25 protein-coding genes and 2 pseudogenes are annotated in these 23,558 nt (G+C 62.3%); 10 read left to right on the forward strand and 17 right to left on the reverse strand.

Annotated elements, in window-relative coordinates; all coding sequences use genetic code 11:
- Nucleotides 1-72: 72 nt before the first annotated feature.
- On the reverse strand, nucleotides 73-900 hold the full coding sequence (locus tag CBP34_RS15330) for a DUF932 domain-containing protein (protein ID WP_094098535.1): 828 nt from the start codon (nucleotides 898-900) through the stop codon (nucleotides 73-75).
- Nucleotides 901-1,658: 758 nt separating this feature from the next.
- Nucleotides 1,659-2,048, reverse strand: coding sequence for an ATPase (locus tag CBP34_RS15335; protein WP_094098536.1), 390 nt, complete (start codon nucleotides 2,046-2,048; stop codon nucleotides 1,659-1,661).
- 386 nt (nucleotides 2,049-2,434) lie between these two features.
- On the opposite strand from CBP34_RS15335, the gene CBP34_RS15340 reads away from it, so the two are divergent.
- The 5 genes from CBP34_RS15340 (at nucleotide 2,435) to CBP34_RS15360 (ending at nucleotide 7,400) form a co-directional block, all read left to right on the forward strand.
- On the forward strand, nucleotides 2,435-2,626 hold the full coding sequence (locus tag CBP34_RS15340; RefSeq protein WP_094098537.1) for a type II toxin-antitoxin system RelB/DinJ family antitoxin: 192 nt from the start codon (nucleotides 2,435-2,437) through the stop codon (nucleotides 2,624-2,626).
- A 28-nt stretch (nucleotides 2,627-2,654) separates the two neighbouring features.
- The gene (locus tag CBP34_RS15345) at nucleotides 2,655-3,947 is read left to right on the forward strand and encodes a DUF2130 domain-containing protein (RefSeq protein WP_094098538.1); all 1,293 of its coding nucleotides are present in this window, start codon (nucleotides 2,655-2,657) and stop codon (nucleotides 3,945-3,947) included.
- A 5-nt stretch (nucleotides 3,948-3,952) separates the two neighbouring features.
- The gene (locus CBP34_RS15350; protein WP_208616341.1) at nucleotides 3,953-5,281 is read left to right on the forward strand and encodes an SIR2 family protein; all 1,329 of its coding nucleotides are present in this window, start codon (nucleotides 3,953-3,955) and stop codon (nucleotides 5,279-5,281) included.
- A 442-nt stretch (nucleotides 5,282-5,723) separates the two neighbouring features.
- The gene (locus CBP34_RS15355; RefSeq protein ID WP_236748437.1) at nucleotides 5,724-7,166 is read left to right on the forward strand and encodes an ATP-binding protein; all 1,443 of its coding nucleotides are present in this window, start codon (nucleotides 5,724-5,726) and stop codon (nucleotides 7,164-7,166) included.
- A gap of 24 nt (nucleotides 7,167-7,190) precedes the next feature.
- On the forward strand, nucleotides 7,191-7,400 hold the full coding sequence (locus CBP34_RS15360; protein WP_094098540.1) for a KTSC domain-containing protein: 210 nt from the start codon (nucleotides 7,191-7,193) through the stop codon (nucleotides 7,398-7,400).
- 32 nt (nucleotides 7,401-7,432) lie between these two features.
- Here the strand turns inward: CBP34_RS15360 and CBP34_RS15365 are convergent, their stop codons facing one another.
- From CBP34_RS15365 to CBP34_RS15405, 9 genes and pseudogenes are all read right to left on the reverse strand, one after another.
- A complete protein-coding gene (locus CBP34_RS15365; protein WP_094098541.1) occupies nucleotides 7,433-7,735 on the reverse strand; it encodes a helix-turn-helix domain-containing protein in 303 nt (100 codons plus the stop codon).
- Nucleotides 7,719-8,102 (reverse strand): type II toxin-antitoxin system RelE/ParE family toxin, encoded by a 384-nt coding sequence (locus tag CBP34_RS15370; RefSeq protein WP_094098542.1) that lies wholly within the window; start codon nucleotides 8,100-8,102, stop codon nucleotides 7,719-7,721. Before CBP34_RS15370 ends, CBP34_RS15365 begins: the two co-directional genes overlap by 17 nt.
- Nucleotides 8,099-8,422 carry a hypothetical protein gene (locus tag CBP34_RS20490; RefSeq protein WP_094098543.1) on the reverse strand — a complete coding sequence of 108 codons (324 nt, stop codon included), beginning with the start codon at nucleotides 8,420-8,422 and terminating at the stop codon, nucleotides 8,099-8,101. The genes CBP34_RS15370 and CBP34_RS20490 overlap by 4 nt, the downstream gene beginning before the upstream one ends.
- Nucleotides 8,419-9,618 carry a tyrosine-type recombinase/integrase gene (locus CBP34_RS15380; RefSeq protein ID WP_094098544.1) on the reverse strand — a complete coding sequence of 400 codons (1,200 nt, stop codon included), beginning with the start codon at nucleotides 9,616-9,618 and terminating at the stop codon, nucleotides 8,419-8,421. The genes CBP34_RS20490 and CBP34_RS15380 overlap by 4 nt, the downstream gene beginning before the upstream one ends.
- Before the next feature lie 171 nt (nucleotides 9,619-9,789).
- Nucleotides 9,790-10,899 (reverse strand): organoarsenical effux MFS transporter ArsJ, encoded by a 1,110-nt coding sequence (gene arsJ / locus CBP34_RS15385; RefSeq protein WP_094098545.1) that lies wholly within the window; start codon nucleotides 10,897-10,899, stop codon nucleotides 9,790-9,792.
- A gap of 1 nt (nucleotide 10,900) precedes the next feature.
- Nucleotides 10,901-11,944 (reverse strand): ArsJ-associated glyceraldehyde-3-phosphate dehydrogenase, encoded by a 1,044-nt coding sequence (locus tag CBP34_RS15390; RefSeq protein WP_086913183.1) that lies wholly within the window; start codon nucleotides 11,942-11,944, stop codon nucleotides 10,901-10,903.
- A gap of 193 nt (nucleotides 11,945-12,137) precedes the next feature.
- Nucleotides 12,138-12,623, reverse strand: a complete 486-nt coding sequence (locus CBP34_RS15395; protein ID WP_094099208.1) for an arsenate reductase ArsC — start codon at nucleotides 12,621-12,623, stop codon at nucleotides 12,138-12,140.
- A gap of 132 nt (nucleotides 12,624-12,755) precedes the next feature.
- Nucleotides 12,756-13,205: pseudogene (locus CBP34_RS15400) on the reverse strand (ArsI/CadI family heavy metal resistance metalloenzyme); the annotation flags it as partial.
- Nucleotides 13,206-13,221: 16 nt separating this feature from the next.
- Nucleotides 13,222-13,545 (reverse strand): ArsR/SmtB family transcription factor, encoded by a 324-nt coding sequence (locus CBP34_RS15405; protein ID WP_086913184.1) that lies wholly within the window; start codon nucleotides 13,543-13,545, stop codon nucleotides 13,222-13,224.
- A gap of 94 nt (nucleotides 13,546-13,639) precedes the next feature.
- On the opposite strand from CBP34_RS15405, the pseudogene arsA reads away from it, so the two are divergent.
- Nucleotides 13,640-15,399, forward strand: a pseudogene (arsA, locus tag CBP34_RS15410) (arsenical pump-driving ATPase).
- A 59-nt stretch (nucleotides 15,400-15,458) separates the two neighbouring features.
- Here the strand turns inward: arsA and CBP34_RS15415 are convergent.
- Complete coding sequence (locus CBP34_RS15415) at nucleotides 15,459-15,941, reverse strand: hypothetical protein (protein WP_094098546.1); 483 nt, start codon at nucleotides 15,939-15,941, stop codon at nucleotides 15,459-15,461.
- Nucleotides 15,942-16,179: 238 nt separating this feature from the next.
- On the opposite strand from CBP34_RS15415, the gene CBP34_RS15420 reads away from it, so the two are divergent.
- Nucleotides 16,180-16,539 (forward strand): I78 family peptidase inhibitor, encoded by a 360-nt coding sequence (locus CBP34_RS15420; protein WP_236748438.1) that lies wholly within the window; start codon nucleotides 16,180-16,182, stop codon nucleotides 16,537-16,539.
- Nucleotides 16,540-16,687: 148 nt separating this feature from the next.
- Here the strand turns inward: CBP34_RS15420 and hemW are convergent, their stop codons facing one another.
- The 5 genes from hemW to CBP34_RS15445 all read right to left on the reverse strand — a co-directional run bounded on the left by hemW (nucleotide 16,688) and on the right by CBP34_RS15445 (nucleotide 21,642).
- Nucleotides 16,688-17,932: a radical SAM family heme chaperone HemW gene (gene hemW, locus CBP34_RS15425; protein ID WP_094098547.1), complete on the reverse strand. Its 1,245-nt coding sequence runs from the start codon at nucleotides 17,930-17,932 to the stop codon at nucleotides 16,688-16,690.
- 147 nt (nucleotides 17,933-18,079) lie between these two features.
- The gene (gene rdgB, locus CBP34_RS15430) at nucleotides 18,080-18,682 is read right to left on the reverse strand and encodes an RdgB/HAM1 family non-canonical purine NTP pyrophosphatase (protein ID WP_094098548.1); all 603 of its coding nucleotides are present in this window, start codon (nucleotides 18,680-18,682) and stop codon (nucleotides 18,080-18,082) included.
- A 45-nt stretch (nucleotides 18,683-18,727) separates the two neighbouring features.
- The gene (gene rph, locus CBP34_RS15435; protein ID WP_094098549.1) at nucleotides 18,728-19,456 is read right to left on the reverse strand and encodes a ribonuclease PH; all 729 of its coding nucleotides are present in this window, start codon (nucleotides 19,454-19,456) and stop codon (nucleotides 18,728-18,730) included.
- A gap of 184 nt (nucleotides 19,457-19,640) precedes the next feature.
- Nucleotides 19,641-20,543: a PP2C family protein-serine/threonine phosphatase gene (locus CBP34_RS15440; protein ID WP_094098550.1), complete on the reverse strand. Its 903-nt coding sequence runs from the start codon at nucleotides 20,541-20,543 to the stop codon at nucleotides 19,641-19,643.
- An 82-nt stretch (nucleotides 20,544-20,625) separates the two neighbouring features.
- A complete protein-coding gene (locus CBP34_RS15445) occupies nucleotides 20,626-21,642 on the reverse strand; it encodes a serine/threonine protein kinase (protein WP_086913191.1) in 1,017 nt (338 codons plus the stop codon).
- A 76-nt stretch (nucleotides 21,643-21,718) separates the two neighbouring features.
- Here CBP34_RS15445 and CBP34_RS15450 point away from each other — a divergent pair, with 76 nt between their 5' ends.
- Genes CBP34_RS15450 through rpoZ form a run of 3 tightly spaced genes read left to right on the forward strand, consistent with a single transcriptional unit; the run spans nucleotide 21,719 to nucleotide 23,513 of the window.
- Complete coding sequence (locus CBP34_RS15450; protein ID WP_086913192.1) at nucleotides 21,719-22,636, forward strand: YicC/YloC family endoribonuclease; 918 nt, start codon at nucleotides 21,719-21,721, stop codon at nucleotides 22,634-22,636.
- A 36-nt stretch (nucleotides 22,637-22,672) separates the two neighbouring features.
- Complete coding sequence (gmk, locus tag CBP34_RS15455; RefSeq protein WP_086913193.1) at nucleotides 22,673-23,293, forward strand: guanylate kinase; 621 nt, start codon at nucleotides 22,673-22,675, stop codon at nucleotides 23,291-23,293.
- Nucleotides 23,294-23,309: 16 nt separating this feature from the next.
- On the forward strand, nucleotides 23,310-23,513 hold the full coding sequence (gene rpoZ, locus CBP34_RS15460) for a DNA-directed RNA polymerase subunit omega (protein ID WP_005794722.1): 204 nt from the start codon (nucleotides 23,310-23,312) through the stop codon (nucleotides 23,511-23,513).
- Nucleotides 23,514-23,558: the final 45 nt, after the last annotated feature.

Here is a 23,558-nt window from a genome sequence, read left to right on the forward strand (position 1 = left end):
GACTCCTTGCGGTTGGGATGCAGCAGCGAGAGAAGCGGCAAGGGCTGCTGCCTGCCCCTGCCGCGTGGGGATTCAGGCTTTCAACTGGCGCATGCCATCGGCCAGCAGCCAAAGCGCACGATTGAGGCGGATGTTTTGGTCGATGCCCTGCACCGGGCGGGTTTGCTGGCGGCGTCCGTTGGCGCTGCGCCCGCGCAGGCCGCCTTGGGTCAGGTTCTCTTGCGTGCGGTTGAACACGCTCCACAAGTCCGGGCGGCGGTCATCAAGGCGGCGCGGCATCAGGATTTGCGATTCCGTGATGGGCGCGGGCTTGTCGGGGTCGTCGTACTTGAGGGCCAGCGCGGCGCGGGCGAACACTTCGGATTCGCCATCGTTCAAGGTGATGGCGCGCATGGAATCGCGGGATTCCTGCACGCGGTCGAAGCCGCGCAAGACTTCGTAAGCGCCTTCGATGACGGAACCGGCCACGTCGCCTTTGTGCGGCACGCGCACATCGGCCACGGTGTCGCCGCACACAAGGCCATTGCTGCACACGAACCGGAACATGCCCGCGAGCATTTGGTAAGAACTGGTGCCGTCGTGCGAATTGAGAAGCACGATTTCATTTGCTTCCGCGCCGTTGATCTGGCTGGCGTGGCGCAGGCGCAGCATGTGTTTGGTGTAGTCGCGGCGGTCGTCGTGGCGCACGCGGGTCTGTGCTGCCATGAAGGGTTCAAACCCTTCCTTGCGTAGTTCCGCCAGCACGGCGGCGGTCGGGATATAGGCGTACCGTTCGGAACGGCTCTCATGCGGGGCGTCCGCGAAGATGGACGGGGCCACGCGGCGGATTTGGTCATCGGACAGCGGGTAATCGCTGCGCAGCGACGGGGAACGGGAAGCGAATCGGGATGCGAGTTGCATGGCATTTCTCCTGACGAAAAGGGTTGCTGTTCAAACCGCACACCGGATTCCTAGATTCGGAGCCCAGCCTTTCGGCTGTTCGGTGCGGTCGGCACGAGGAACCCGGTTGGCCCTGTTGCCACCGTCTTTCCTGAGTTCATCGCCCGCGGCCAAAGGAGCGCGCGGACGGGGGCCGTCAAGGAGACAAGCGCAGGGTTGGTGCGGCCCGCAGGCGCAGCCGAGGACACGGCCCTGCGCGCCTTGACGGCACACGGCCGCGGGCTACAGTCGCGGACAAGGTGATGAAGTCAGGGGAGACGGCTGGACAAGGCAACGGCCATCCCTGTGTGCCGACCGCACGCAAGCGAAGCGCGCAGGCCCGAAGCTGGAAGCCGGGCCGTAGGCGTCAGCCGAGCGGAGCGAGGGAACGATGGAAGCCCGAAGGGGGCGAGACGCCGCAGGCGGCTCGATGCGAAGCACGACAGCGCGACCGGCCATGCTTCTTGGCCGGGGACGCCCATGCAAGAGCGAAGATGCAGCGGGGATCTTCCGTACCGAACGATGAACTGCCACGGTTTCGGTGTTGCCGCGCCGGCGCAGCCGGGGCGGCGGTCTTGCAGGGGCGCCAAGCGAAGCGCGGCGGGGATGTGCCGAAGGCACTTCCCTTGGAGTGCAAGCGCAGCGCGCAGCGCCGCAGGCGCGAAGTCCCGGCACCAGGACACAGCAGAAAAAAGGTGCGCCGCCCCACAGGGCAGCGCACCGGATGACACCAGGCGCGATCAATTCGCCGCCGTCATCGTCTGCAACTGCTCGATCACGCCGGGTTCGACGAAGACGCACGGCTGATTGGCCGCAATCGGCGCGTTGAACACCTGGGCGAACACCTCGCGTTTCAGGTGCGCCAGGCGCCCCGTCCGGTAAGCCTGTTCGGGCTTCATGCGGGCAGCACTCGACGGCGAGTCGCTGCGCTGCGGGTCGCACTCGATCAGCGCGATAAAGCCATCGTCAGACAGCTTCTGATGCTCGGGGCACAAACCCCAGCCGGTTGCCGTGTAGCGCTCCATACTCGCGCGCAGGCGGCGATCCAGCAGGATGGCGCCAGTGTCGAAGCGAACGCCGCAGACAAGGCAAACGTGTTGTTCGAGGGAAACATGCGATTTGTCGTTCATGACGATCTCCGGTTGCACGGGCGGAATTGCCCGGAACCGTCGCCAGCACGGCGCAGCGCAGCAGTCAGGGGGCGAAGCTGGCCGCAAGGACGCCAGCGCGCATGGCGCGCGCAGCCCTTGACGGTGAGAACGCCGTGATACGGTGAAGGGAACAGCAAGACCGCCCCGCAGCCACACCCTCGCAGCCCCGCCGTTGGCAAGCGGAGCGCGCAGGCCCGCGAGGGCCGAAGGCGTCAGGGGTCAAAGCCGGAGGGCCGCGACTCGGGACGAGGCGCGGGGCGCAAGCCCGCGAACCCGACGGCGGAACGCCGGGACGCCCCCGCGGATTGGTTACACGATGGCACAAATGGGCTACGATGTGGCTACACTTTTTTAGAGTCTGTTTCATGGCAAGCAGTGATGTCGTTCGCGCCCGGATTGACAAAGAGATCAAGGAGGAAGCCAGCAATGTCTTATCCGGAATGGGGTTGTCGATTTCGGATGCGATTCGCATGCTGCTAACACGCATCGCGACCGATAAGGCTTTGCCTTTCGATCTGAATCGTGTCGCTTCTCCGCTGAAGCGCAAGTCTCCATGAGTATGCGAAATATCTTTCAGGACTCGCGATGACAGAGCCAACGATTATTTGCCCAAACTGCAAGACCGAAATTCGGTTAACAGAATCTCTTGCAGCTCCGCTTATTGCTGCGACACGTCAGCAGTACGAACAACAAATCGCACAAAAAGACTTAGATTTCGCCAAGCGCGAACAAAGCCTGCGGGAAAAGGAAAAACAGGTTGCCGAGGAAAAACGTGCTCTCGATGACCAAGTTGCAGATCAGGTTGCAGCACAACTAAAGACCGAGCGCGCACGAGTCATAGCCGATGAAGCCAAGAAAGCGAAGCTCGCGAGTGCGGCAGAGTTGGACGCGAAAGCACGTGAGCTACTTGAACTTCAGGAGGTATTGAAGTCACGAGATGAGAAGTTGGCCGAAGCCCAAAAGGCGCAGGCTGACTTGATCAAGAAGCAGCGCGAACTCGACGATGCCAAACGCGAACTGGAATTGACTGTTGAGAAACGTGTTCAAGAGGGCTTGACCGAAGTGCGCGCTATGGCACGGCGAGAGGCCGAAGATGGTTTGAAGCTCAAGGTAATGGAGAAAGATCAAACCATCGCGTCGATGCAACAGAAGATCGAGGAATTGAAGCAAAAGGCAGAGCAAGGCTCTCAGCAACTGCAGGGCGAAGTCCAGGAAATGGATCTTGAAAACCTGCTGCGCGCGAAATTCCCATTTGACTCTATCGAGCCTGTTGCAAAGGGAGAGTTCGGTGGTGACGTGCTGCAACGTGTGATCAGCCAAACTGGACAACCAAGCGGCGAAATACTCTGGGAGTCAAAGCGAACCAAGAATTGGAGCGACGGCTGGCTCTCCAAGTTGCGCGATGATCAGAGAACCGCCAAAGCGGAGGTGTCGGTTCTCGTGAGTCAGGTATTGCCAAAAGGCATAGAAACTTTTGATGTTATTGATGGTGTTTGGGTAACCAGCCCACGGGCGGTTCTGCCAGTAGCAACGATACTCCGCCACACTCTGCTTCAGGTGAGCATGACTAGGCAGGTCAGCGAGGGTCAGCAAACCAAGACCGAAATGGTTTATCAGTACCTAACGGGACCGCGATTCCGTCATCGCGTGGAAGCGATCGTTGAAGCATTCTCCTCGATGCAGCAAGACCTAGATAAAGAACGAAAGGCCATCATGAAGCAGTGGGCGAAGCGTGAAGAGCAGATCGAACGTGTGATGGGCGCCACTGTTGGTATGTATGGGGATCTGCAAGGCATAGCAGGTAAGTCACTGCAGGAAATCGAAGGCCTGAGCCTGGTGGCTCTGCCCGGCCCAAATGATGAAGAACAAGGAAGCTGAAAGCCGTGACTCAAAATTCAAATACGAGTGATGCGCCAGTCCCATCACCTGCTGATGTTGTGCCTGCAAAAACAACGCCTTTACCCGCCATACACGATGCAGCGCAGCAGGCACGAAATCTTCGGCTGGTACTTCAAGACGACAAGCAGCGCATAGGTTGTTTCCTTGGGGCTGGCTGCCCTCTAGGTGTCTACGATGCCGAAGGAAAAAGTAGCATTGTGCTGATTCCAGCGGTTGTGGAATTGACGAAGCGTATTGCTGGTGGGCTGTTGTCGGCAGATGAAGCACCTGGAGCTACGTCGAAGTTCAAGAAACACTGGGACGCATTGTGTGAAGAATGCAAACCAGCAGATGGCAAAGACCCTACCGTAGAAGACGTGCTGACGGAATTGCGTACTTTGGCGAATCGTCGAGGAAGTGCGGAAATTTTGGGGATGACGAAAAAGGACTTGAGCGACCTTGACGAGAAAGTTTGCGCGTTAATCGCAACGGAAATACGGAAGCCATTGCCCGTGTATCGCAACGCGTACAACCGTTTTGCGTCTTGGATCGGCGGGGTATACCGAAGCTCACCTGCTGAAATATTTACTCCCAACTACGATGTTCTCTTCGAGCAGGCATTTGAGCAGCACCCGCTCCCGCACTTCGACGGATTTGTTGGTTCGCACAAGCCCTGGTTTGATTTGGCCTCGATCGAGCACGACGTTATCCCCTCCAGATGGACGAGGTTGTGGAAGCTCCACGGATCAATCAATTGGGAGAAGAGCGAAGAGATCGTAAATGGGGCGAAGGTAACCCGCGTCGTTCGTGTGACCCGTGAGGCAGAGGCGGGTAAGGTCATGATCTTTCCATCTCATCTCAAGTATGACCAAAGCCGTCGCATGCCATACCTTGCGATGCTTGATCGACTAAGAGCCTTCTTCCATGGGAAAGATGCCCCTAGGTTAGTGGTGTGTGGATATTCTTTTCTTGACGATCACTTGAATGAAGTCTTGCTTGATGGGCTGAGAGGGAATCGCAATGCCCAGTGCTTCGCGCTGATGTATTCAGGGCTTGGACAGCACTCTAGAGCTGTGGACTATGCAGTAAAGCAAAGCAATCTCACCGTTCTTGCTTGGGATGGAGCGGTCGTAGGAACACGAGTAGGCCGATATCGACCTGGAACCATTGGTGGCAATGAGCACACCCCTTGGCTCACTGAAGAAGAGACCGAGGTTGGGGATGGTTCCAAAGAGCAGCAACCACGCAGCCGTTTAGGCGATTTCCACTACTTTGGCCTTTTTCTTGAACAGCTTTGCGGCGGGGGCACTCACGATGCACAACCAACCGGGTAACCCAGACCCATCACGGCTTGGAACCGTTGAAGATGTCAACGGTTCGAGTGTGAGCGTGAAGCTCTCAGAGAGCACGCCTGGCGGCCTTCTTTTTGTTAACGGGGAAGCATACCGTGTTGGACAAGTTGGAGGGTTTGTTCGTATTCCATCAGGATATGTCGATCTGTATGGAGTGATATCTCAGGTCGGGGCCGGAGCTGCACCTGGGCCGCCCGAGCTTGCTCCTCAACTCGGCAATCGGTGGCTCAGAGTTGAACTCGTTGGTCAGGGACGACGGGGAACAAAGTTCGAGCGGGGCATAGCGCAGTACCCCTCTATCGGCGACTCGGTTCACGTAGTCACTGAGTCAGATTTGAAGACGGTGTACGCACCGGGGGACGATGATGGATACGTCGCCGTAGGGCGCGTAGCCAGCGCCGAGTCGATCCGAGCGCACCTGGATATGAATCGGCTTGTTACTCGTCACTCGGCTGTCGTTGGGAGCACCGGCTCCGGAAAATCGAATGCCGTTGCAAATCTATTGGGAGCAGTTTCTGACCAAGCACGCTTCAAGTCTGCACGCGTCGTACTGTTTGACCTTCACGGGGAGTACGCAAAGGCCTTTGGCGATCAAGCTAGGGTATTCAGAGTCGGAGCGGACACGACCATAGGTGAGCGCGAGCTGCATGTCCCATTTTGGGCGCTAACGGCCGAGGAATTCATTTCCATAACGATGGGAGCAACCTCAGGGACGCCTCTGACCTTGCTGCAAGAAAAACTGCTATCAAGCAAGCGCGCGTCAAAGGCGGCAGGTGTTGCACATGGCCTGCCAGACCTCACGGTCACGATCGACACCCCACTGCCGTTCTCCGTTTACCAACTCTGGCATGATTTGTATTCGCTACATTGCGCAACCCACAGCGTAAGTAAGAACCAAAACCAGACTGAGGCTACGCGAACGTATATTGAGGAAGGTGCGCCCCCAGCCAAAGCAGTTGGCGATGGCGACCAACTTGTTCGTCCGAGGTTTCGTCCGCTCAAAGACGAAAAGAATGATCCTGATAAGGTGTATGCGGGAATCTACGGTGATTTGCCGCGTGGACACCTTGATAGTCTGGAAAGCAAACTTCGAGATCCTCGCATGCAGTTTCTGTTTCGTCCCGGCCAGTGGGCACCCGACAAGGATGGAACAACGGCCGCTGATCTTGACGCGCTGCTTGAGGCATGGATAGGCGCAGATAAGCCGATCTCTGTTTTCGATTTATCAGGTATTCCTACCGCCGTTGTGGATGACTTGGTAGGGGCCGTGTTGCGAATTCTGTATGACGCAATCTTTTGGGGTAGAAATAAGCAAGAAGGCGGTAGAGAGCGGCCTCTTCTCGTCGTCCTTGAGGAGGCACATGTATACCTTGGTCCTCAGTCAAAGAATAGAGCTGCGATTGCAGCGCGGCGCATAGCCAAAGAGGGGCGGAAATACGGCGTTGGCTTGATGCTAGTCAGCCAACGGCCATCCGAAGTAGATACCACAATCCTTTCTCAATGCGGTACGGTTGTCGCATTGCGTTTAACCAACGATTCTGATCGCTCCCAAGTCACTTCCTGTGCATCGGACAATCTCAAAGGGCTTTTTTCAATGCTTCCAGTTCTCCGAACTGGTGAAGCATTGATCGTGGGCGAGGCCGTCAATATGCCAATACGGGCAATCATTGACCGTCCACCTGAGGGTCGGCGCCCGGAAAGTGACGATCCTATGGTCGTTGTGCCCAAGGGGGAAGGCGGCAAGCGCATAAGGTCTGGCGGATGGACCGACCCTGTTAAAGATGAAAATTACAAGCCTCTAGTCGAGGCTTGGCGCAAGCAAGATCCTAATGCTGGTACAACACAGACGGCGGATTCAGAAACCTAATTGTCAACCCAAGGAGACGACACTATGGAACGCACCCCAGTCACTTCAAGCAACATCAGCTCCATTGGCTATGATGCCGACAGCCAGGTCTTGGAAATAGAATTCAATAGTGGAGCTGTGTACGAATACTCAGGAGTTCCTGAGGGCGAGCATGCTGGTCTTATGAATGCGGACTCCAAAGGGACGTACTTCAATGCCAACATTAAGAATCGGTATCCCTTTTCGAAACACTGATGGCGGCCGCGGTCAGTAGATACGAATAGGCATCAGATGATGGCCTGCAAGCCCTTGTCAGCGATGACGTTGAGCAGCTTGAGCGCCGGGCCGGTGGGGTGAGTTTCACCTTGCTCCCACTTGCGCACGGTCGAGGCCGACGTATGCAGGTGGAGCGCGAACACCGGCTGGCTGAACTTCAAGGTTTCGCGTAGGCGCTTGATATCTGCCGCGCCGAACTCCCGCACCGGCGGCGGGCATATCGCGTCGAACTCGCGCATCGTTACCTTGCTGATCGCGCCCACTTCATGGAGCGCTGCCAGGTCGTCACGCAGGGATTCAATGATCTTGCTCACAATGCACCTCCAATAACACGCCCGACTGCAACGCCTTCGACAACGCTTCCCCGGACAGTTGCAAGAACGCCTTACCGGCGAATTGCAGCGCCTTCTTCTCGTCCTGCGTGATGTTCGCCTTGTCGTTCTTCGGGAACCCATGCAGGAACACGTAGCGGCTGCCGATCCTGGCCGATACCAGCGTGCGGTAGCCGCCGCTCTTGCCGCCACCGGGGCGGGCTACCCGCTTCTTGTAAAGGAAGCCGCCCAAGTCCGCGTCGATCAGACCGCTTTCCATCTCTTTGACCGCCTTGCACAAGGCGGCATCGGACAGCTTCTCGCCCGCCTGCCACCTCGCAAAGTCCTTCCGCTTGAGGATGCGCGTCATCTTGACCTCCAAACTATACCCGAAACGGGCATGGTTTTCCAGTCTCCGGTGTAGCGCCTAGACGGAAGGGATGGCCCGCCCGATTGTCGTGACGGCGGCACGACAATCGGAGCCGACAGGGTGGGATGCCGGCCGCTGGTCACGCGGCCATCCTTGACCGACAGCAGCAGCACATAGGCCGACCACGGTAGCGTGAAGATCTTGGCCAGCTCGGCGAGGCCCAATTTCCCAGACACTGTCTGGGAAATTGCGGAACGGGGATAGCCGGCCGGCAGGGCGGCGGGGGTTTTCCCCGCCGCCGAAAGCGTCTTCTCGTTCATGCAGTCGCCTCCGTGGGGCGCGATGCGCCGGTGATCGCCAGCCGCCGGCTCGCCACCAGTTCGGCCGCATCCCGCACCGGCTTGTCCTCGGTGTGGACGTAGTGCATGAACATCGCCACGGTCTTGTGCCCCGTCAGCTTCATGCCTACCTTGGTCGGCACGCCCGAATTGGCAATGTCGGTGGTCGAGCGGTGGCGGATGCCGTGCGTGCCGACGTGCGGCACGCCGGCGGCTTTGAGCACCCGGCACCAGCCGCCGTAGTGCTCGCCGAAAGTCAGGTGCTTGGTCGGGTCGTTGGGCGACGGCAGGACGTAGGGGCAGCCCTCCCGGCGCGGCGCGGTCGAAAGCAGCCGGTAGGCTTCCGCGCTCATGGGCTTGGAGAGGCCGCCGGTCTTGCTGTCAGGCCAGACCACGCGCCGGTTCTCCAGATCGACCCAATCCCATTCGAGCGTGCAGATTTCGGAGCGACGGCCGGCGAACTCGAATTGCAGGCGGATCGCCAGCGGAATGACGTAGTTCTCCAGTCCTTCCGCCTCCAGCTTCTCCAGATGGCGGAAGATCAGCGCCAGCTCGTCATCCACGATGAGACGGGTTTCCTTGCCGGGCGGGTACATCGGGACGTGTCGGCACGGGTTCGTGCCGTCCGGGCGGTAGCCCCACACTTCGGCCAGGTTGAACATCTTGCGCAGCACGCCGAAGGCGTTGTTCGCCTCGGCCGGCTTGTAGGCCAGCTTCTCCATCAGCCCGGCAATGTCGGGCCGCTTCACGTCCTGCACCTTCTTGCGGCCGATCAGCGGGACGATGCAGCGGTCGATAACGGCCTGGTAGCCGCGCTGCGTGCTGGGCTTGTTGCGCTTCTTGGAGTAGTCCTCCATGAACTTCTTGCACAACGCTTCGACCGTGGGCGCCTTGCGCGCCTCGGCCTTGGCACCGCCGGGGTCGCCGCCCCGGCGAACCTCGGCCAGCCAGTCCTGCGCCATGACGCGGGCCTGCTCCACAGTCAGTTCCCCGAACAGGCCCAGCGAGGGCTTGCGGGGCTGCCCGGAGTTCGTGCGGTACTGGAGCATGAACACCCGGCGGCCCTTCGGGGTAATCTTGCACAGGAAGCCCGGCACCACGGTATCCCGTAGTTCGATGTCCTTGGCCTGGGGTTGCGCTGACTCTACGGCGGTCTTGGTGAGCTTGATCTTAGCCATGATGACTCCTTGGAACGACCCGGATTCCAAGAGCCAGATAGGAGCGGCGCGAGGGAAAACCGGGTCAAGTTTCAGAAAGCACCGGCATATGATGGACGCGCGTAAGTTATTGATAAACCTTCTATATCGAGCTACGGCGCAGTCCAGCGAAGTACCGGGCTGGAGTCATCGTCAAACAAAAAACCGCCCCAAGGCATTGGCTGCGTAGTAAAAACCCACATCCTCGGCGGCTTTTTCAGAGCCTGCATAGGCAAGGATGAGGTAGGAATGAACGGAAGAGTTGACCGCGAACGCAATGCCAAAAAGCCCCAGACCGACCACCACCACCCATTCCAGGCGCGGCACCTGCAGGGCCACTGCCACGGCCATCGCAACGGGAACCACCGCCAGCATGGCCGACCACAGCCGTGCGGCGGGCACCTCGGTGCTCAGGCCGTCCTGGCTGCGTTTCACCAGCTGCGGCGCCATGGCCTGCACCAGGCCATAGCCGATGGTCCAGGCCGCCAGAAAGCCGCCCACCATGGTGAATGTCCAGCCCTGCGCGTACAGAAACACCGGCACGCCCACCACAAACCAGACATCGCGCGCGCCAAACAGCACCACCCGAGCGGCAGCCAATGCATTGACGCCCGCGTTTTTGGCGAACAACTCCTTGGCCGATTTGGAGGCCTTGCTCTTGCCCATCATCCGGGGCAGTGAGCTAACCACCCCCACCAGCACCAGCGCCAGCAGCGCGGCCATGGCCCACAGCGCGTGCTGAAAGCCCAGCGCCTGCAGCAGCAAACCACCCAGAAAAAAGCCCACGCCCTTCATGGCGTTCTTGCTGCCTGTGAACCAGGCCACCCACTTGAAGAGCCGGCCAGCGCCCTGCTCTTGGGCCTGCGCCGAGGTGACCTTGATGGCCGATTTGCTGGCGGTCTTGGTCAAATCCTTGGCCACTCCGCAAATGCCCTGCGCCAGAACCACCCAGGTCACCGACATGGCCACCGACCACGCGGGGTTAAGTTGCGACAGCAACGTGAAACCGATGATTTGCGTCACCAGCCCTACCGTCAGCATGCGCGTGATGCCATAGCGCGTGGCCAGCCAGCCGCCAACCAGGTTGGCCAGCACGCCGGCTGCTTCATAGAGCAGGAACAGAAATGCCAGCATGAACGGCGAATACCCCAGGCGATAAAAATGCAGCAGCACCAGCATGCGCAGCGCGCCGTCGGTGAGCGTGAAGCCCCAATAGGCTGCGGTGACGATGGCGTAGTTGCGCGTGGCGTGGCTTTGCTGCATTTCAAACACCCACTTCACGCATGTGGCAGGCCAGATCGACCATGCGGCAGGCATAGCCCATTTCGTTGTCGTACCAGGCGTACACCTTGAGCAGCGTGCCATCCGTCACCATGGTCGACAACGCATCGACGATGGAACTGCGGGTGTCGCGGGCGTAGTCGGCGCTCACCAGCGGCAGCGTTTCGTAGCCCAGAATGCCCGCCAGGTAGGACGATGCGGCTTGTTCGAACAGCGTGTTCACCTGCTCGGCCGTGGTCGGGCGCTGCAGTTCGAACACGCAGTCGGTAAGCGAGGCGTTCAGCACCGGGGCGCGCACCGCGTGGCCGTTGAGCTTGCCCTTGAGCTCGGGGTAAATCAACGCGATGGCCGTGGCGCTGCCGGTGGACGTGGGCGCCAGGCTTTCCATGGCGCTGCGGGCGCGGCGCAGGTCTTTGTGCGGCGCATCCACCACCACATTGGTGTTGGTCGGGTTGTGGATGGTGGTGATCTGCCCATGGCGGATGCCCAGGTTTTCATGCACCACCTTCACCACCGGCGCCAGACAGTTGGTCGTACACGATGCCGCCGTGACGATGCGGTGTTGGGCCGGATCGTAGAGTTCATGGTTCACGCCGACGACGATGTTGAGCACGTCCCCTACCTTCACCGGCGCGGCCACAATGACGCGCTTGGCGCCGCGATCCAGATGCCCCTGGATGGTCTCGGGCGTCAAAAATTTGCCGGTGCATTCCAGCACCACGTCGACCCCCAGATCGCCCCAGGGAATCTCTGCCGCCGCGGGGTGCGCGCTGAACGAGAGCCGCTGGCTGCCGATGGTGATGGCGTTGTCCCCCTCGGCACTGATGCACTCGCGCCACTTGCCTTGCACCGTGTCGAACGCCAGCAGGTGGGCGGTGGCCGCGGCTCCCCCCTTGATTTCGTTCAGGTGGACTACTTCGAGGCGATTGCCGGCGCGGGGGTCATCCAACTGACGCTCGGCTGCGCCCATGGCGGCGCGCAGTGCCAGGCGGCCAATGCGGCCCATTCCGTTGATACCCACCTTCATGACACGGTTCCTTTAGTTATTTCTATATTCATTGAAATATTGCAAAGTTGAATGACCAGCGGATGACAGGCCACTGAAGTGCGCACTCGAAGCCGCACACCCGCGCCGCTTCGCGCCCGCGGCTGGGCGATTCAACGCAGCCTGCGCTAAAGAAATCGCCCAAGCGGCAATGCACTCACAGTCGCGCTCCAGCTCAGTGCGCAGCCAGCTCCTGCGCGGTGCCTTGCAGCACCGCTTTTTCCAGCTTGTCGCTGGGCAGGTTGATCAGCAGTTCCAGGCGCTGATGCAGCATGTGCATGGTCTTGCGGAAGGCTTCTGCTTTTTGCGCCTCGGGCGCATCGCCAGCGGACGGATCGGGGTAGCCCCAGTGGGCGGAGGCGGGATGGCCGGGCCAGGCGGGGCAAACCTCGCCCGCGGCGTCGTCGCACACGGTGATGATCAGGTCCATGTGCGGCGCATCGGGCGCGGCGAACTCGTCCCAGCTTTTGCTGCGCAGTCCGTCAATCGAGATACCCGCCTTCTGCAGCATCTGCAGGCCCAAGGGGTGGGGTTGCTGCTTCGCGCTCGGGCGGCTGCCCGCTGAATAGGCCTTGAAGCGGTCGGGCGCCATCGCGTTGAGCAAGGCCTCGGCCAGGATGCTGCGCGCGCAGTTGTGCGTGCAGATGAACAGCACGTTCAGGGGCTTGCCGTTGGCTGCCGGGGACGTTGCAGAGCAACAGCCCGCGGATTTTTCTGCCGCGGCGGCGGGGGTGGCGGCATGGGCTTTTGTGGGCGGGCAGCACGCAGCCTGGGTGCCTGCCGCTGCGGGGGCGCAGCAAGCCGCAGCCGCCTTTTCGCGGGTGGGCGCGGGCGCGCAGCAAGCCCCGGCTTCGGTGGCCTTGCCCGCTTCGTTGAACACGGGAATATTGCCCAGCGTATGGAAATGCTCCCAGGCAATGCCTTGGGGATCGGTGACCCAGTGCTTTTCGCTGCGGGCGTAGCAGCAGCTGGTGGCACCTTCGTCAAGCAACGCCATGTCGGCCGATTCGGCGCGGGCCTTCAACTCAACCAGCTCGGCAGCGTCGTCCACCTGAAAACCCAGGTGATCCAGCCCCGGTTTGTCGCCCCGGGTCGAGATGGCAAAGTTCACGCGCGGGTCGTCGAGCATCCACTTGGCGTAGTCCGCCTCAACGCGTGCCGGCTCGGCGGCAAACAGCCTGGAATAAAACGCAATGCTCCGGGCAAGGTCATCAACATGGATGTGGACGTGGAATCGCTTCATGGGGTTTCCTTGTTTTTCAGCAACCGCAGGACGTTGCCTGGGGCGCCAGGCACTCAGCGCCCTGGCAGCAGTTTTCGGTCAGAAAGCCCAGCAAGTCGTTCATGGTGGCAATGGAGGCGCGGTAGATCAGGTTGCGGCCCTGACGCTCCTGGCTCACCAGGTTCGAATGGGTGAGCTCTTTCAGATGGAACGACAGGGTGTTGGGGGCCACGTCCAGTTGCTCCGACAACGCGCCCGGCGTGAGCCCCTGGTTGCCGGCAACGACCAGTGCGCGAAATACCCGCAGGCGCATTTCCTGGGCCAGGGCGGCAAGCGAACGGACGGCATCGATTTCATTCATGCACCAACTATACAACGATCATTGAAATGTTGTAAAGTGAACCCCGTCGGAGCACTGCCCATGGAGGGCGTGCCCCGGCCTGACCAGGAATCCCATGCCCGCACACATCCACCTTCTCGACCAGCCCACCAAATACCTGTTCTTCACGGGCAAGGGGGCGTGGGCAAGACCTCGGTTTCCACGGCGGTGTCGATCGCGCTGGCAGACGCGGGCAAAAAGGTGCTGCTGGTCAGCACGGACGCCGCCTCCAACCTCGATGAAATGCTGGGCATCGAACTGCGCAACCAGCCCGTGGCGGTGCCGGGCGTGCCACGCCTGCAGGTGCTCAACATCGACCCGGATGCCGCTGCCGTGGATTACCGCGCACGCGTGGTGGCGCAGATGGGGCCACAGGCCAGCGAACAGGACATTGCCACGGTGCGCGAGCAACTGTCCGGCGCCTGCACGACCGAGATCGCCACCTTTGACGAATTCTCCAACCTGCTGTCGCACGGCGGCGCTGCCTATGACCATGTGGTGTTTGACACCGCCCCCACGGGGCACACGCTGCGGCTGCTGAGCCTGCCCAAGGCCTGGAGCGGATTCCTGGAAGGCAACGACCGGGGTGCGTCCTGCCTGGGGCCGCACTCGGGCCTGAAGATGCAGGAGCAGCTTTTCAACGCGGCCCTGGCAGCGCTGAGCGATGCCACGCAAACCACCGTGGTGCTGGTGGCGAGGCCCGACAAAGGCGCGCTCGACGAGGCGGCCCGCACCTCGGATGAACTGCGCGCGCTGGGCCTGACCAACCAGCGGCTGGTGGTGAATGCCGTGTTCCATCGCACCGATGCGGACGACCCGATTGCCGCGGCCATCGAAGCACTGGGGCGCAAGGCGCTCGACGAGATGCCCGCTGCGCTGCGCCCGTTGGTGGCCGACCACATTCCGCTGCGGGCAGTGGATTCGGTGGGTTTGCCCGCACTGCGCGGGCTGTTGGCTGCCGAGCCCCCACGCACGACGGGCGCAGCCACCCCCGCAGTGCCCGCCATCGACCACCACAAGCTGTCCGAGCTGGTGGCCGAGCTGGCGCAGGGTGAGCGCGGCCTGATCATGGTCATGGGCAAGGGCGGGGTCGGCAAGACCACCATTGCCGCCGCCATTGCGCTGGGCCTGGTCCGCCACGGCAAATCGGTGCACCTGAGCACCACCGACCCGGCTGCGCACCTGACCGTCACACTCAACGCCGATGTGCCCGGGCTCAGCGTAGGCCGCATCGATCCCAAAGCCGAAACGCAAAAATACGTGGACAAGATCGTGGCCGCCCGCGCGGCCACGCTGACCGAGGGCGAGAAAGCCCTGCTGATTGAAGACCTGCGCTCGCCCTGCACCGAGGAAGTGGCCGTCTTTCATGCCTTCTCGCATGTGGTGGCGCAGGCCCGAAGTTCGTTTGTGGTGCTGGACACCGCGCCCACCGGCCACTCGTTGCTGCTGATGGACGCCACCGGCGCCTACCACCGCCAGATGGTGCGGGAATTCGAGGGCAAGGCTGCGGGGCGCATCGTGACCCCGCTGATGCGGCTGCAAGATGCGGACTACACCAGGATCATCCTGGTCACGCTGCCAGAAGCCACCCCCGTGTCGCAGGCCGCCGCGCTGCAAGACGACTTGCGCCGGGCCCAGATTGAACCCTTTGCCTGGGTTGTCAACAAATCGCTGCTGGCCACCGGCACGGCCGATCCCCTGCTGCAGGCCCGCCTGGACAGCGAGAGAACGCAGATGGATCGGGTGGCCGCGCACACCGGCCACGCCGTGCTGGTGGTGCCATGGACGGCGCAGCCGCCCATTGGCCCCAGCGCACTCGAAGCGCTGCTGGGTTGACGCAACGGCGCCCACCCTGCACGCACTCCGCGCCCTGCCCTACCCTGCCCCGGCTGGCCTCACTTCGGCGCACCGCTGCCCCTGACCAGCAGCGCCCCCACCGCAAGCCCCACGGCAAAAGACCCATAGACGACCGCGAGCGACCGCTGGGACAGACGGTGCTCGAAGCCGGGCGTAAGCCGCTGTGGCGTCAGGTGAAAGTCCACAAAACAGGCCACCGCACTGGTGGCCATGCTGCCTGCCAGCACGGCGCCGGTTTGGCGCGCTGCCGGTCTCCCATGCAGCGCCCAGGCAAACAGGGCGCCCCAGAACACGGACGCACCATGGTGGGTGAGATAGCCCAGCGCTGTGTGCTTAATATCGGTCTGCCGGAAATACAAGGCTTCCTCGCGCCAATACCAGTGGCTCACGGCATTGATGGGCGCCGCCGAGCTTCCGGTTTCCCGCCGGCCGCACACCATCAGCGCAACGGCCGAAAAAATGCTCGCCACGGTTCCCGCCGTCAAGGCCCGCACGATGGAAGATCGGATAGCCGGTGTCATGATCACAGTGTCCCCCAATCGGCCAACGGGTCTGCAGGACGCCAGCCTGCGAATGAAACCACCGCCATTCCACACTCTTTCCCCCTCACCGCCCGCCACAGCGAGGGCTGTGTGCAGCCGGTGCCAGCGACAATCCAGATCGCACCGATTACCTGTGCTGACAGCCAGGGGGGCTAACGCACGATAAGGTATCTCCTCGCCCGGCGAACCCCGCCACCGATTCCCCCAGGAGAAAACAATGCAGATGACCCGAACGCACACCCTCACCGCCAGTCTGACCACCTGCCTGTGCGCTGCCTTGCTGGCCGGCTGCGCCGGCTTGCCGGGGGGAACGGGCGGTGCGGGCGGAACGGCCGGTGCACCGCCGGCCTCGGTGGGCCCCGGGCCGCGGGGCGGCGTGTGCAATGCGGCGCCCGCCCAGGGGGTGATCGGCAAGCAGGGCACCCCGTCGGTGATCGAGCAGGCCCGCGTGGCCTCGGGCGCTGCCATGGCACGCCTGCTGCACCCCCGCCAGGCGGTGACGCTGGAGTTCAACACCGAACGCCTGAACCTGGTAGTGGATGCCAATGGGCGCATCACGGCGGTGCGTTGCGGCTGAACGAAGCCCCACAGCTGCCCGCAGAGCAGCGCGGCCCACCGCTGAATTGCTCATATTTATATAGCATATAGCGCTTTATCCATAAGCGCCACAGCCCGTTTTACTGCAAACTCGCCGCACCGACTGCCCCCGTGTGGGCGCCACGCTGTCAGTCGGCCAGAAACAGCGCCTGCAGATCGTTCAAAAAGTCGAACCCGCGCTCGGTCGGGCGCACGCGGGCCATGTCCCGGGTGATCAGGCCCTTGCGCTCGGCCTCGTCCAGCGCCTTGGCAATGGCGGTAAGCGGCAGTCCCGTGCGCTCCACGAAGTCCTGCAAGGCAAAACCATCGCGCAGGCGCAGCGCATTGAGCATGAACTCGAACGGCAGGTCGGCCCGGCGCACGTCCTCGTCCTGCGCCAGGGCGCGGCCGGCCAGCGCGTTGTCCATGTACAGGCGCGGGTCGCGAAAACGCGTCTGGCGCACCACGCGGTGGGCAAAGCTGAGCTTGCTGTGCGCGCCCGCGCCCAGCCCCAGGTAGTCGCCAAACTGCCAGTAGTTGGTGTTGTGAAAACACGCATGGCCCGGCCGGGCATAGGCCGATATCTCATAGCGTGCCAGCCCCGCCTGGCCCGTCATCTCGGTGATGCGATCGAGCATGGCGTAGGCATCGTCGTCCGGCGGAATGGCGGGCGGAAACTTGGCGAAGTAGGTGTTGGGCTCGATGGTGAGGTGGTAGATGGAGATGTGTGGCGGCGCCAGTGCCAGCGCGGTGGCCATGTCCTGCTCCAGCTCTGGCAGCGTCTGGCCCGGCAGCGCGTACATGATGTCCAGGTTGAAGGTGTCAAAGGCGCTGGCCGCCTCCTGCACCGCCGCCAGCGCCTGCGCGCGGTCGTGCACCCGACCGAGGGCCTTGAGATGCCGGTCGTTGAAGCTTTGCACGCCCACCGACAGGCGCGTGACGCCGGCCGCGCGAAAGGCGTGAAACCGGTCTTTTTCGAAAGTGCCGGGGTTGGCCTCCAGGGTGATCTCGCAATCGGCCGCCAGCGGCAGGCGCGCGCGGATGTCGCCGATCAAGCGGTCGATGGACTGCGGCGAAAACAGGCTGGGCGTGCCGCCACCGATGAAGATGCTGTGCACGCTGCGGCCCCACACCAGGGGCAGTGCCGCCTCCAGGTCGGCCACCAGGGCGTCCAGGTAGCGGGCCTCGGGCAACGCGCCGGCGCTGCCGGCATCACGCCACTCGTGCGAGTTGAAGTCGCAATACGGGCATTTCTTCAGGCACCAGGGCAGGTGCACATACAGGGCCAGCGGCGGCAGGCTGGTGAGCTGCAGCACCCCAGGGCGCATGTAGTGCTGGATGTCGCGCACCGGCGCGGGCGCGGCATGAGCAATTGGAATGATAGGAATAGCCATTGAAAGCATCAAGGGTTCAGAACGCTGAAGCCGCGGCCGCCGCTTGGAGCGCGAGCGGCCACAGGCGCAACCGCCGCGCAAGGGCCGCCCCGCCGCGCTGGCGGTGTCCCCCTGGGGGGAAGGCGCGAAGCGACTCAGGGGGGTAGGTCATACCATCCAGCGCTCGCGCATCAGCGCCAGCATCTGCTGCGCCGCACGGCCCCGGTGGCTGTGGGCGTTCTTGACCTCGGTGGGCAGCTCGGCAAAGGTCTGGCCGAATTCGGGGATGAACATCACGGGGTCGAAGCCGAAACCGTTGCTGCCGCGCGGCGCACGCGTGATCTCGCCCACCACGCGGCCCACGGCAATCAGGGGCTCGGGGTCTTGCGGGCTGCGCACGGCCACCAGGGTGCTGACCATGGCGGCGCGGCGGTTTTCCTGGCCCTGCATCTGCTCCAGCAGGGCGCGCACGTTGGTATCGTCGCCCTTTTCGTAGCCGAACTGCGTGGCGTAGTAGGCCGTGTCCACACCAGGCAAGCCACCAAAGGCGTCCACGCACAGGCCGGCGTCGTCGGCGAGCGCGGGCAGGCCGGTATGCGCGCTGGCAAAGCGCGCCTTGGCCAGGGCGTTTTCGACAAAGGTGCGGTGCGGCTCTTCGGCCTCGCCCACGCCCAGGTCGGCCTGGCGCACCAGCTCGATGCCCAGGGGCGCCAGCATGGCCTGCAGTTCGGCAAGCTTGCCGCGGTTGTTGGATGCAAGAACCAGTTTCATAGTCAAAACAGCCTATAGCGCTTATGTATAAAGCGCAAGCAGCTATTATTTTAAGAGCGATTGTTGTTGCAGGCTCACCAGTTCGGCAACGCCCTTGTCGGCCAGCGCCAGCAACTGGTCCATCTCGGCGCGGGTGAAGGCCACGCCCTCGGCCGTGCCCTGCACTTCCACGAAATGGCCGGCGCCCGTCATGACCACATTCATGTCGGTGTCGCAGCCCACGTCTTCCACATATTCCAGATCCAGCAGTGGCGTGCCCTGCACGATGCCCACCGAAATGGCGGCCACCGGCCCCAGGATGGGTGTCGCCGTGATTTTTCCGGCAGCCAGCAGCTGGTTCACCGCGTCCTGCGCAGCCACCCACGCGCCCGTAATGGCGGCGGTGCGCGTGCCGCCATCGGCCTGGATCACATCGCAGTCGAGCTGGATGGTGCGTTCGCCCAGCAGCTTGAGGTCAAACACCGCCCGCAGCGAACGGCCGATGAGGCGCTGTATCTCTTGGGTGCGGCCGCTTTGCTTGCCCTTGGCGGCTTCGCGGTCGCTGCGCTTGTGCGTGGCGCGGGGCAGCATGCCGTATTCGGCGGTCACCCAACCCTCGCCCGTGCCGCGCTGGTGCGGCGGCACTTTCTCTTCGACCGACGCGGTGCACAGCACCTTGGTATTGCCAAACTCGATCAGCACCGAGCCCTCGGCATGCATGGTGTAGTGGCGGGTGATGCGCACGGGGCGCAATTGATCGGCGGCGCGGCCGCCCGTTCGGGTGAAGGAGGTCATGGAGATCGGAAGTAAGAAGGCAATGGACCTGGTGGGCAGCGAGTGGTTCCCGCAGCCGGACACCGGGGCGCAGCAAGCTGCAATTGTTTACCGGACGCTGGCGCCGTTTGCGCTGTGCAACCCGGCTTCCAGTGCTGCAGCGCGGCCCCCTGGTGGTGCCGCCGCAAAAAAATTAGCTATGCGATCAGACCTTGCGCGCAGCCGAGCGGCGGATGGCTTCATTGATCTCGGCAATGGAGCGCTCGATGGCGTCATCGTCGAGGTCATCCACCAGGCCATCCAGCGGGCCGGCCTGGATGGTCGAGGCAAAAACATCATCGCTGATGCTGTCGGTCGACACACCTTGCGTGGACTCGAAGGTGTCGGGCGTTTCCCACTCGAGCGCCACCACGGTGACGTTGTCGCTGCCCTCGCCCGCCTTGCGCAGCGCGGCCTCCACCAGGTCAGGCGCCGCGTGCGACACCGTCTGCCGGCCCAGCTGGGAGGCAATCTCTTCATCGCTGAGCGCGCCCCACAGGCCGTCCGAGCACAGCAAAATGCGATCGCCCTGCTCCAGGTGCACAGGCCCGGTGCTGTCGTAAATGGGTTTGGTGGGCGAACCCAGGCAGGTGAACAGCACGTTGCGGTTGATGCGGTCCAGCCCCGGCGGCGGCGCATTGCGCAGCTCAAGATAAGAGTGGTCGCGCGTGCGGGTCAGCAACTCGCCACCGCGCACCATGTACAGGCGCGAATCTCCGCAATGGATCCATGACACGGCGCCCGCCTGCACCACGGCAGCCACCAGCGTGGTGCGCGGCGTGTCGAGCATGCCCTTTTCCGAGGCATAGCGCAGGATCTGATGGTGGGCCGCCAGCAGGGCCGACGACAGGAACTCCTGCACATTGTCGAGCTGCGGCTTGGCCTGGCGCTGGAACAGGGCCGAAATGGTCTGCAGCGCGATCTGCGCGGCCACCTCGCCCTCGGGGTGCCCGCCCATGCCGTCCGCCAGCACAAACAGCCCCGATTCACGCGTGTAGCAGTAGCCCATGCGGTCTTCGTTTTTCTCGCGCCCGCCGCGGCGGCTGATCTGGAATACCGAGAACTTCATAGTGACTCACGCAAACAGGAATGCGCAAAGGCATCGTTAATGACCATGCAGCTCGCCCGAACCCGCTTTGCGCAACTCGTGTTCATTTGGGCTTGGCCCCGATGCCCGTGGCTTCACCCACTTTTTGCACGTTTTTCTTGGTGTCGGACACCAGGGTGTCCAGCTGCAGCCGCATCTTCTCGGCCACCGACAGCTTGGTATAGCGGCGCTCACCCTCGCGGCTGAGCTCTTTTTGCAGCGCAAACACCGACTGCGGGCGCGACAGCGGATCGAGCGCCATGCACCACTCCACCACCTCGATGAGGTTGTCCGAGTACACGCCGCGCAGCTTGGTGAGCGCCAGCGACAGGCGGTCTTTCTCGATGCGCTGGGGCGCTTCGTTGGGCGGAAAGCCCTGCATGCAGGCGTAAATGCAGGCGCCGATTGCATAAATATCGGTCCACGGGCCCATGGACGAGTCGCGCCGGTACATCTCGGGCGCGGCAAAGCCGGGGGTGTACATGGGGCGGATGAAGTTGCCCTCTTTGGACAGCACCTCGCGCGCCGCGCCAAAATCGATCATCACGGCCTTGTTATCGTCGGTGATGAAAATGTTGGCCGGCTTGATATCCAGGTGCAACATCTTGTGCTGGTGCACGATGCGCAGGCCGCGCAGCACCTCGTCAAACAGCGAGCGGATGGTGGACTCGCGGAACACCTTCTGCGTTTTCAGGTCGCGCGCGGTGATGATGAAGTCCTGCAGGGTGGCGCCCTCCAGGTAGTTCATCACCATGTAAACGGTTTCGTTCTCGCGGAAGAAATTGAGCACGCTGACCACCGAGGCGTGCGAGATCTGCGCCAGAGAGCGGCCTTCCTCAAAGAAGCTCTTGAGGCCCAGGCGGTACAACGACAGCTTTTCGGGTGGCACCTTGGGCAGCAACTCCCCCGGGGCCCGGGTGGCCAGGGAAGTGGGCAGGTATTCCTTGATGGCGATCTGCTGGCCCTCGGCGTCAAGCGCCAGATAGACCACACCAAACCCGCCGGAAGACAATCGGCGTACCACACGGTAGCCCCCAATTACAGTATCGGGCGGCAATGGCGCCGGCTTGATTTTTGACATATTTTGCGAAGATGACCCGGGTATAGAGCGGAACCCGGATAATCACCGGATCGCAAGCAACCATCAAAAAAGTCCAATGCCAGTTTACAGCATGACCGGATACGCCAGCGCACAGCATGGCGCCTCTGCCACTGGCGCTGACACCGACACCCGCCCCCCTGCAGCCCGCCGGCTGGGGCTCGAAATCCGCTCGGTCAACAGCCGCTTTCTGGACCTTTCGTTCCGCCTCCCCGACGAGCTGCGCGCACTCGAACCCGTTTTGCGCAGCCTGCTGACCTCGCAACTCAAGCGCGGCAAGGTGGAAGTGCGTGCCGCGCTCGAAAACGACGATGGCAACAACCTGCAGGATCCGGCCCCTCGCCTTTTACAGCGCATCAATTCGCTGCAGGACGCCGTGAAAGCCTGGCTCCCGCATGCCGCCCCCCTTACGGTCGCCGATGCGCTGCGACTGTGCGCCAACGCCAGCGCGGGCCCCGAGGACTGGAGCGAGGCCGTGCCGGCCCTGGCAGAACAGGCGCTCGCACAGTTGATGGCGGCGCGCGCCCGCGAAGGCGAGCGTCTTGCCGCCATGCTGCACGACCGGCTCGGCCAACTGCGCAGCCTGGCCCAACAGGCGGGCCCCATGGTGCCCCTGCTGGTTGAACAGCAACGCCAGCGCTTCATGGAGCGCTGGAAAGAAGCCATGGCCTTGACCGACGGCTCCACCCTGCCAGAGGCCGCACGCGACCGCGCGCTCACCGAGGCAACTGCCTTTGCCATTCGCATCGATGTGGCCGAAGAAATCACCCGCCTGAACTCGCACCTGGACGAGATCGAGCGCTTGCTCCAAAAAGGCGGTGAAGTGGGCAAACGCCTCGATTTCCTGATCCAGGAACTGCACCGCGAAGCCAACACCCTGGGCTCCAAATCAGCGGCCCTGGACCTCACACGCATCAGCGTCGACATGAAGGTGTTGATCGAGCAGATGCGCGAGCAAGTGCAAAATATCGAGTGATACTCCTTTTTTGATAGCATCCTGCGAACATCACCCATGGATTACCCTGGAAATCTCTTTGTAGTGGCCGCCCCCAGCGGTGCTGGCAAATCCAGCCTGGTCAAGGCACTTCTCGAACTCGACTCCCACGTTCACCCGTCCATCTCGCACACGACCCGCCCTCCGCGAGGCCAGGAAAAGCATGGTCGCGAGTATTTTTTCGTGTCCGAACCGGAGTTTGACGCGATGGTGCAAGGCAACGCCTTCGTGGAATGGGCCATGGTGCATGGCAACCGCTACGGCACCTCCAAAAAGGCTATCGAAGAGCGCATCGCGCAGGGCTCGGATGTGATCCTGGAAATTGACTTCCAGGGTGCGCTCCAGATCAAGAAGGCCTTTGCCAACGCCATCCTCGTCTTCATCCTGCCACCCAGCTGGGAAGAACTGCGCTCGCGCCTGGAGCGCCGGGGCGAAGACTCGGCGGATGTCATCGAAGTCCGCCTCAAGAACGCTGCCATCGAGATGGCCCAGGTGGGCAAATTCGACTTCGTTATAATCAACGAGTTGTTCGAGCGCGCGCTTTTCGACCTGAAAGCCGTAGTTCACGCCCAGCGACTCAAGTACGCCGCCCAGCGCCGCGCCCGTGCTGACACCTTCCAGTCGCTAAATATCACCTGATTCCCGGAGAAACCCGATGGCACGCATCACCGTAGAAGACTGTCTGGAAAAGATTCCCAACCGGTTCCAGCTCGTCCTGGCCGCCACGTACCGCGCCCGCATGCTGAGCCAGGGCCACGCCCCGCGCATCGAAAGCCGCAACAAGCCCGCCGTGACGGCGCTGCGCGAAATCGCCGAAGGCAAGGTTGGCCTGGAAATGCTCAAGAAGGTTCCCGGTTGATCTTTTCTTCAGGCACCTTGGACAAAAGGCACCGCATTGCGGTGC

It is taken from the genome of Acidovorax carolinensis (genome assembly GCF_002157145.1).
In the GTDB taxonomy this organism is placed as follows: Bacteria; Pseudomonadota; Gammaproteobacteria; order Burkholderiales; family Burkholderiaceae_C; genus Acidovorax; species Acidovorax carolinensis.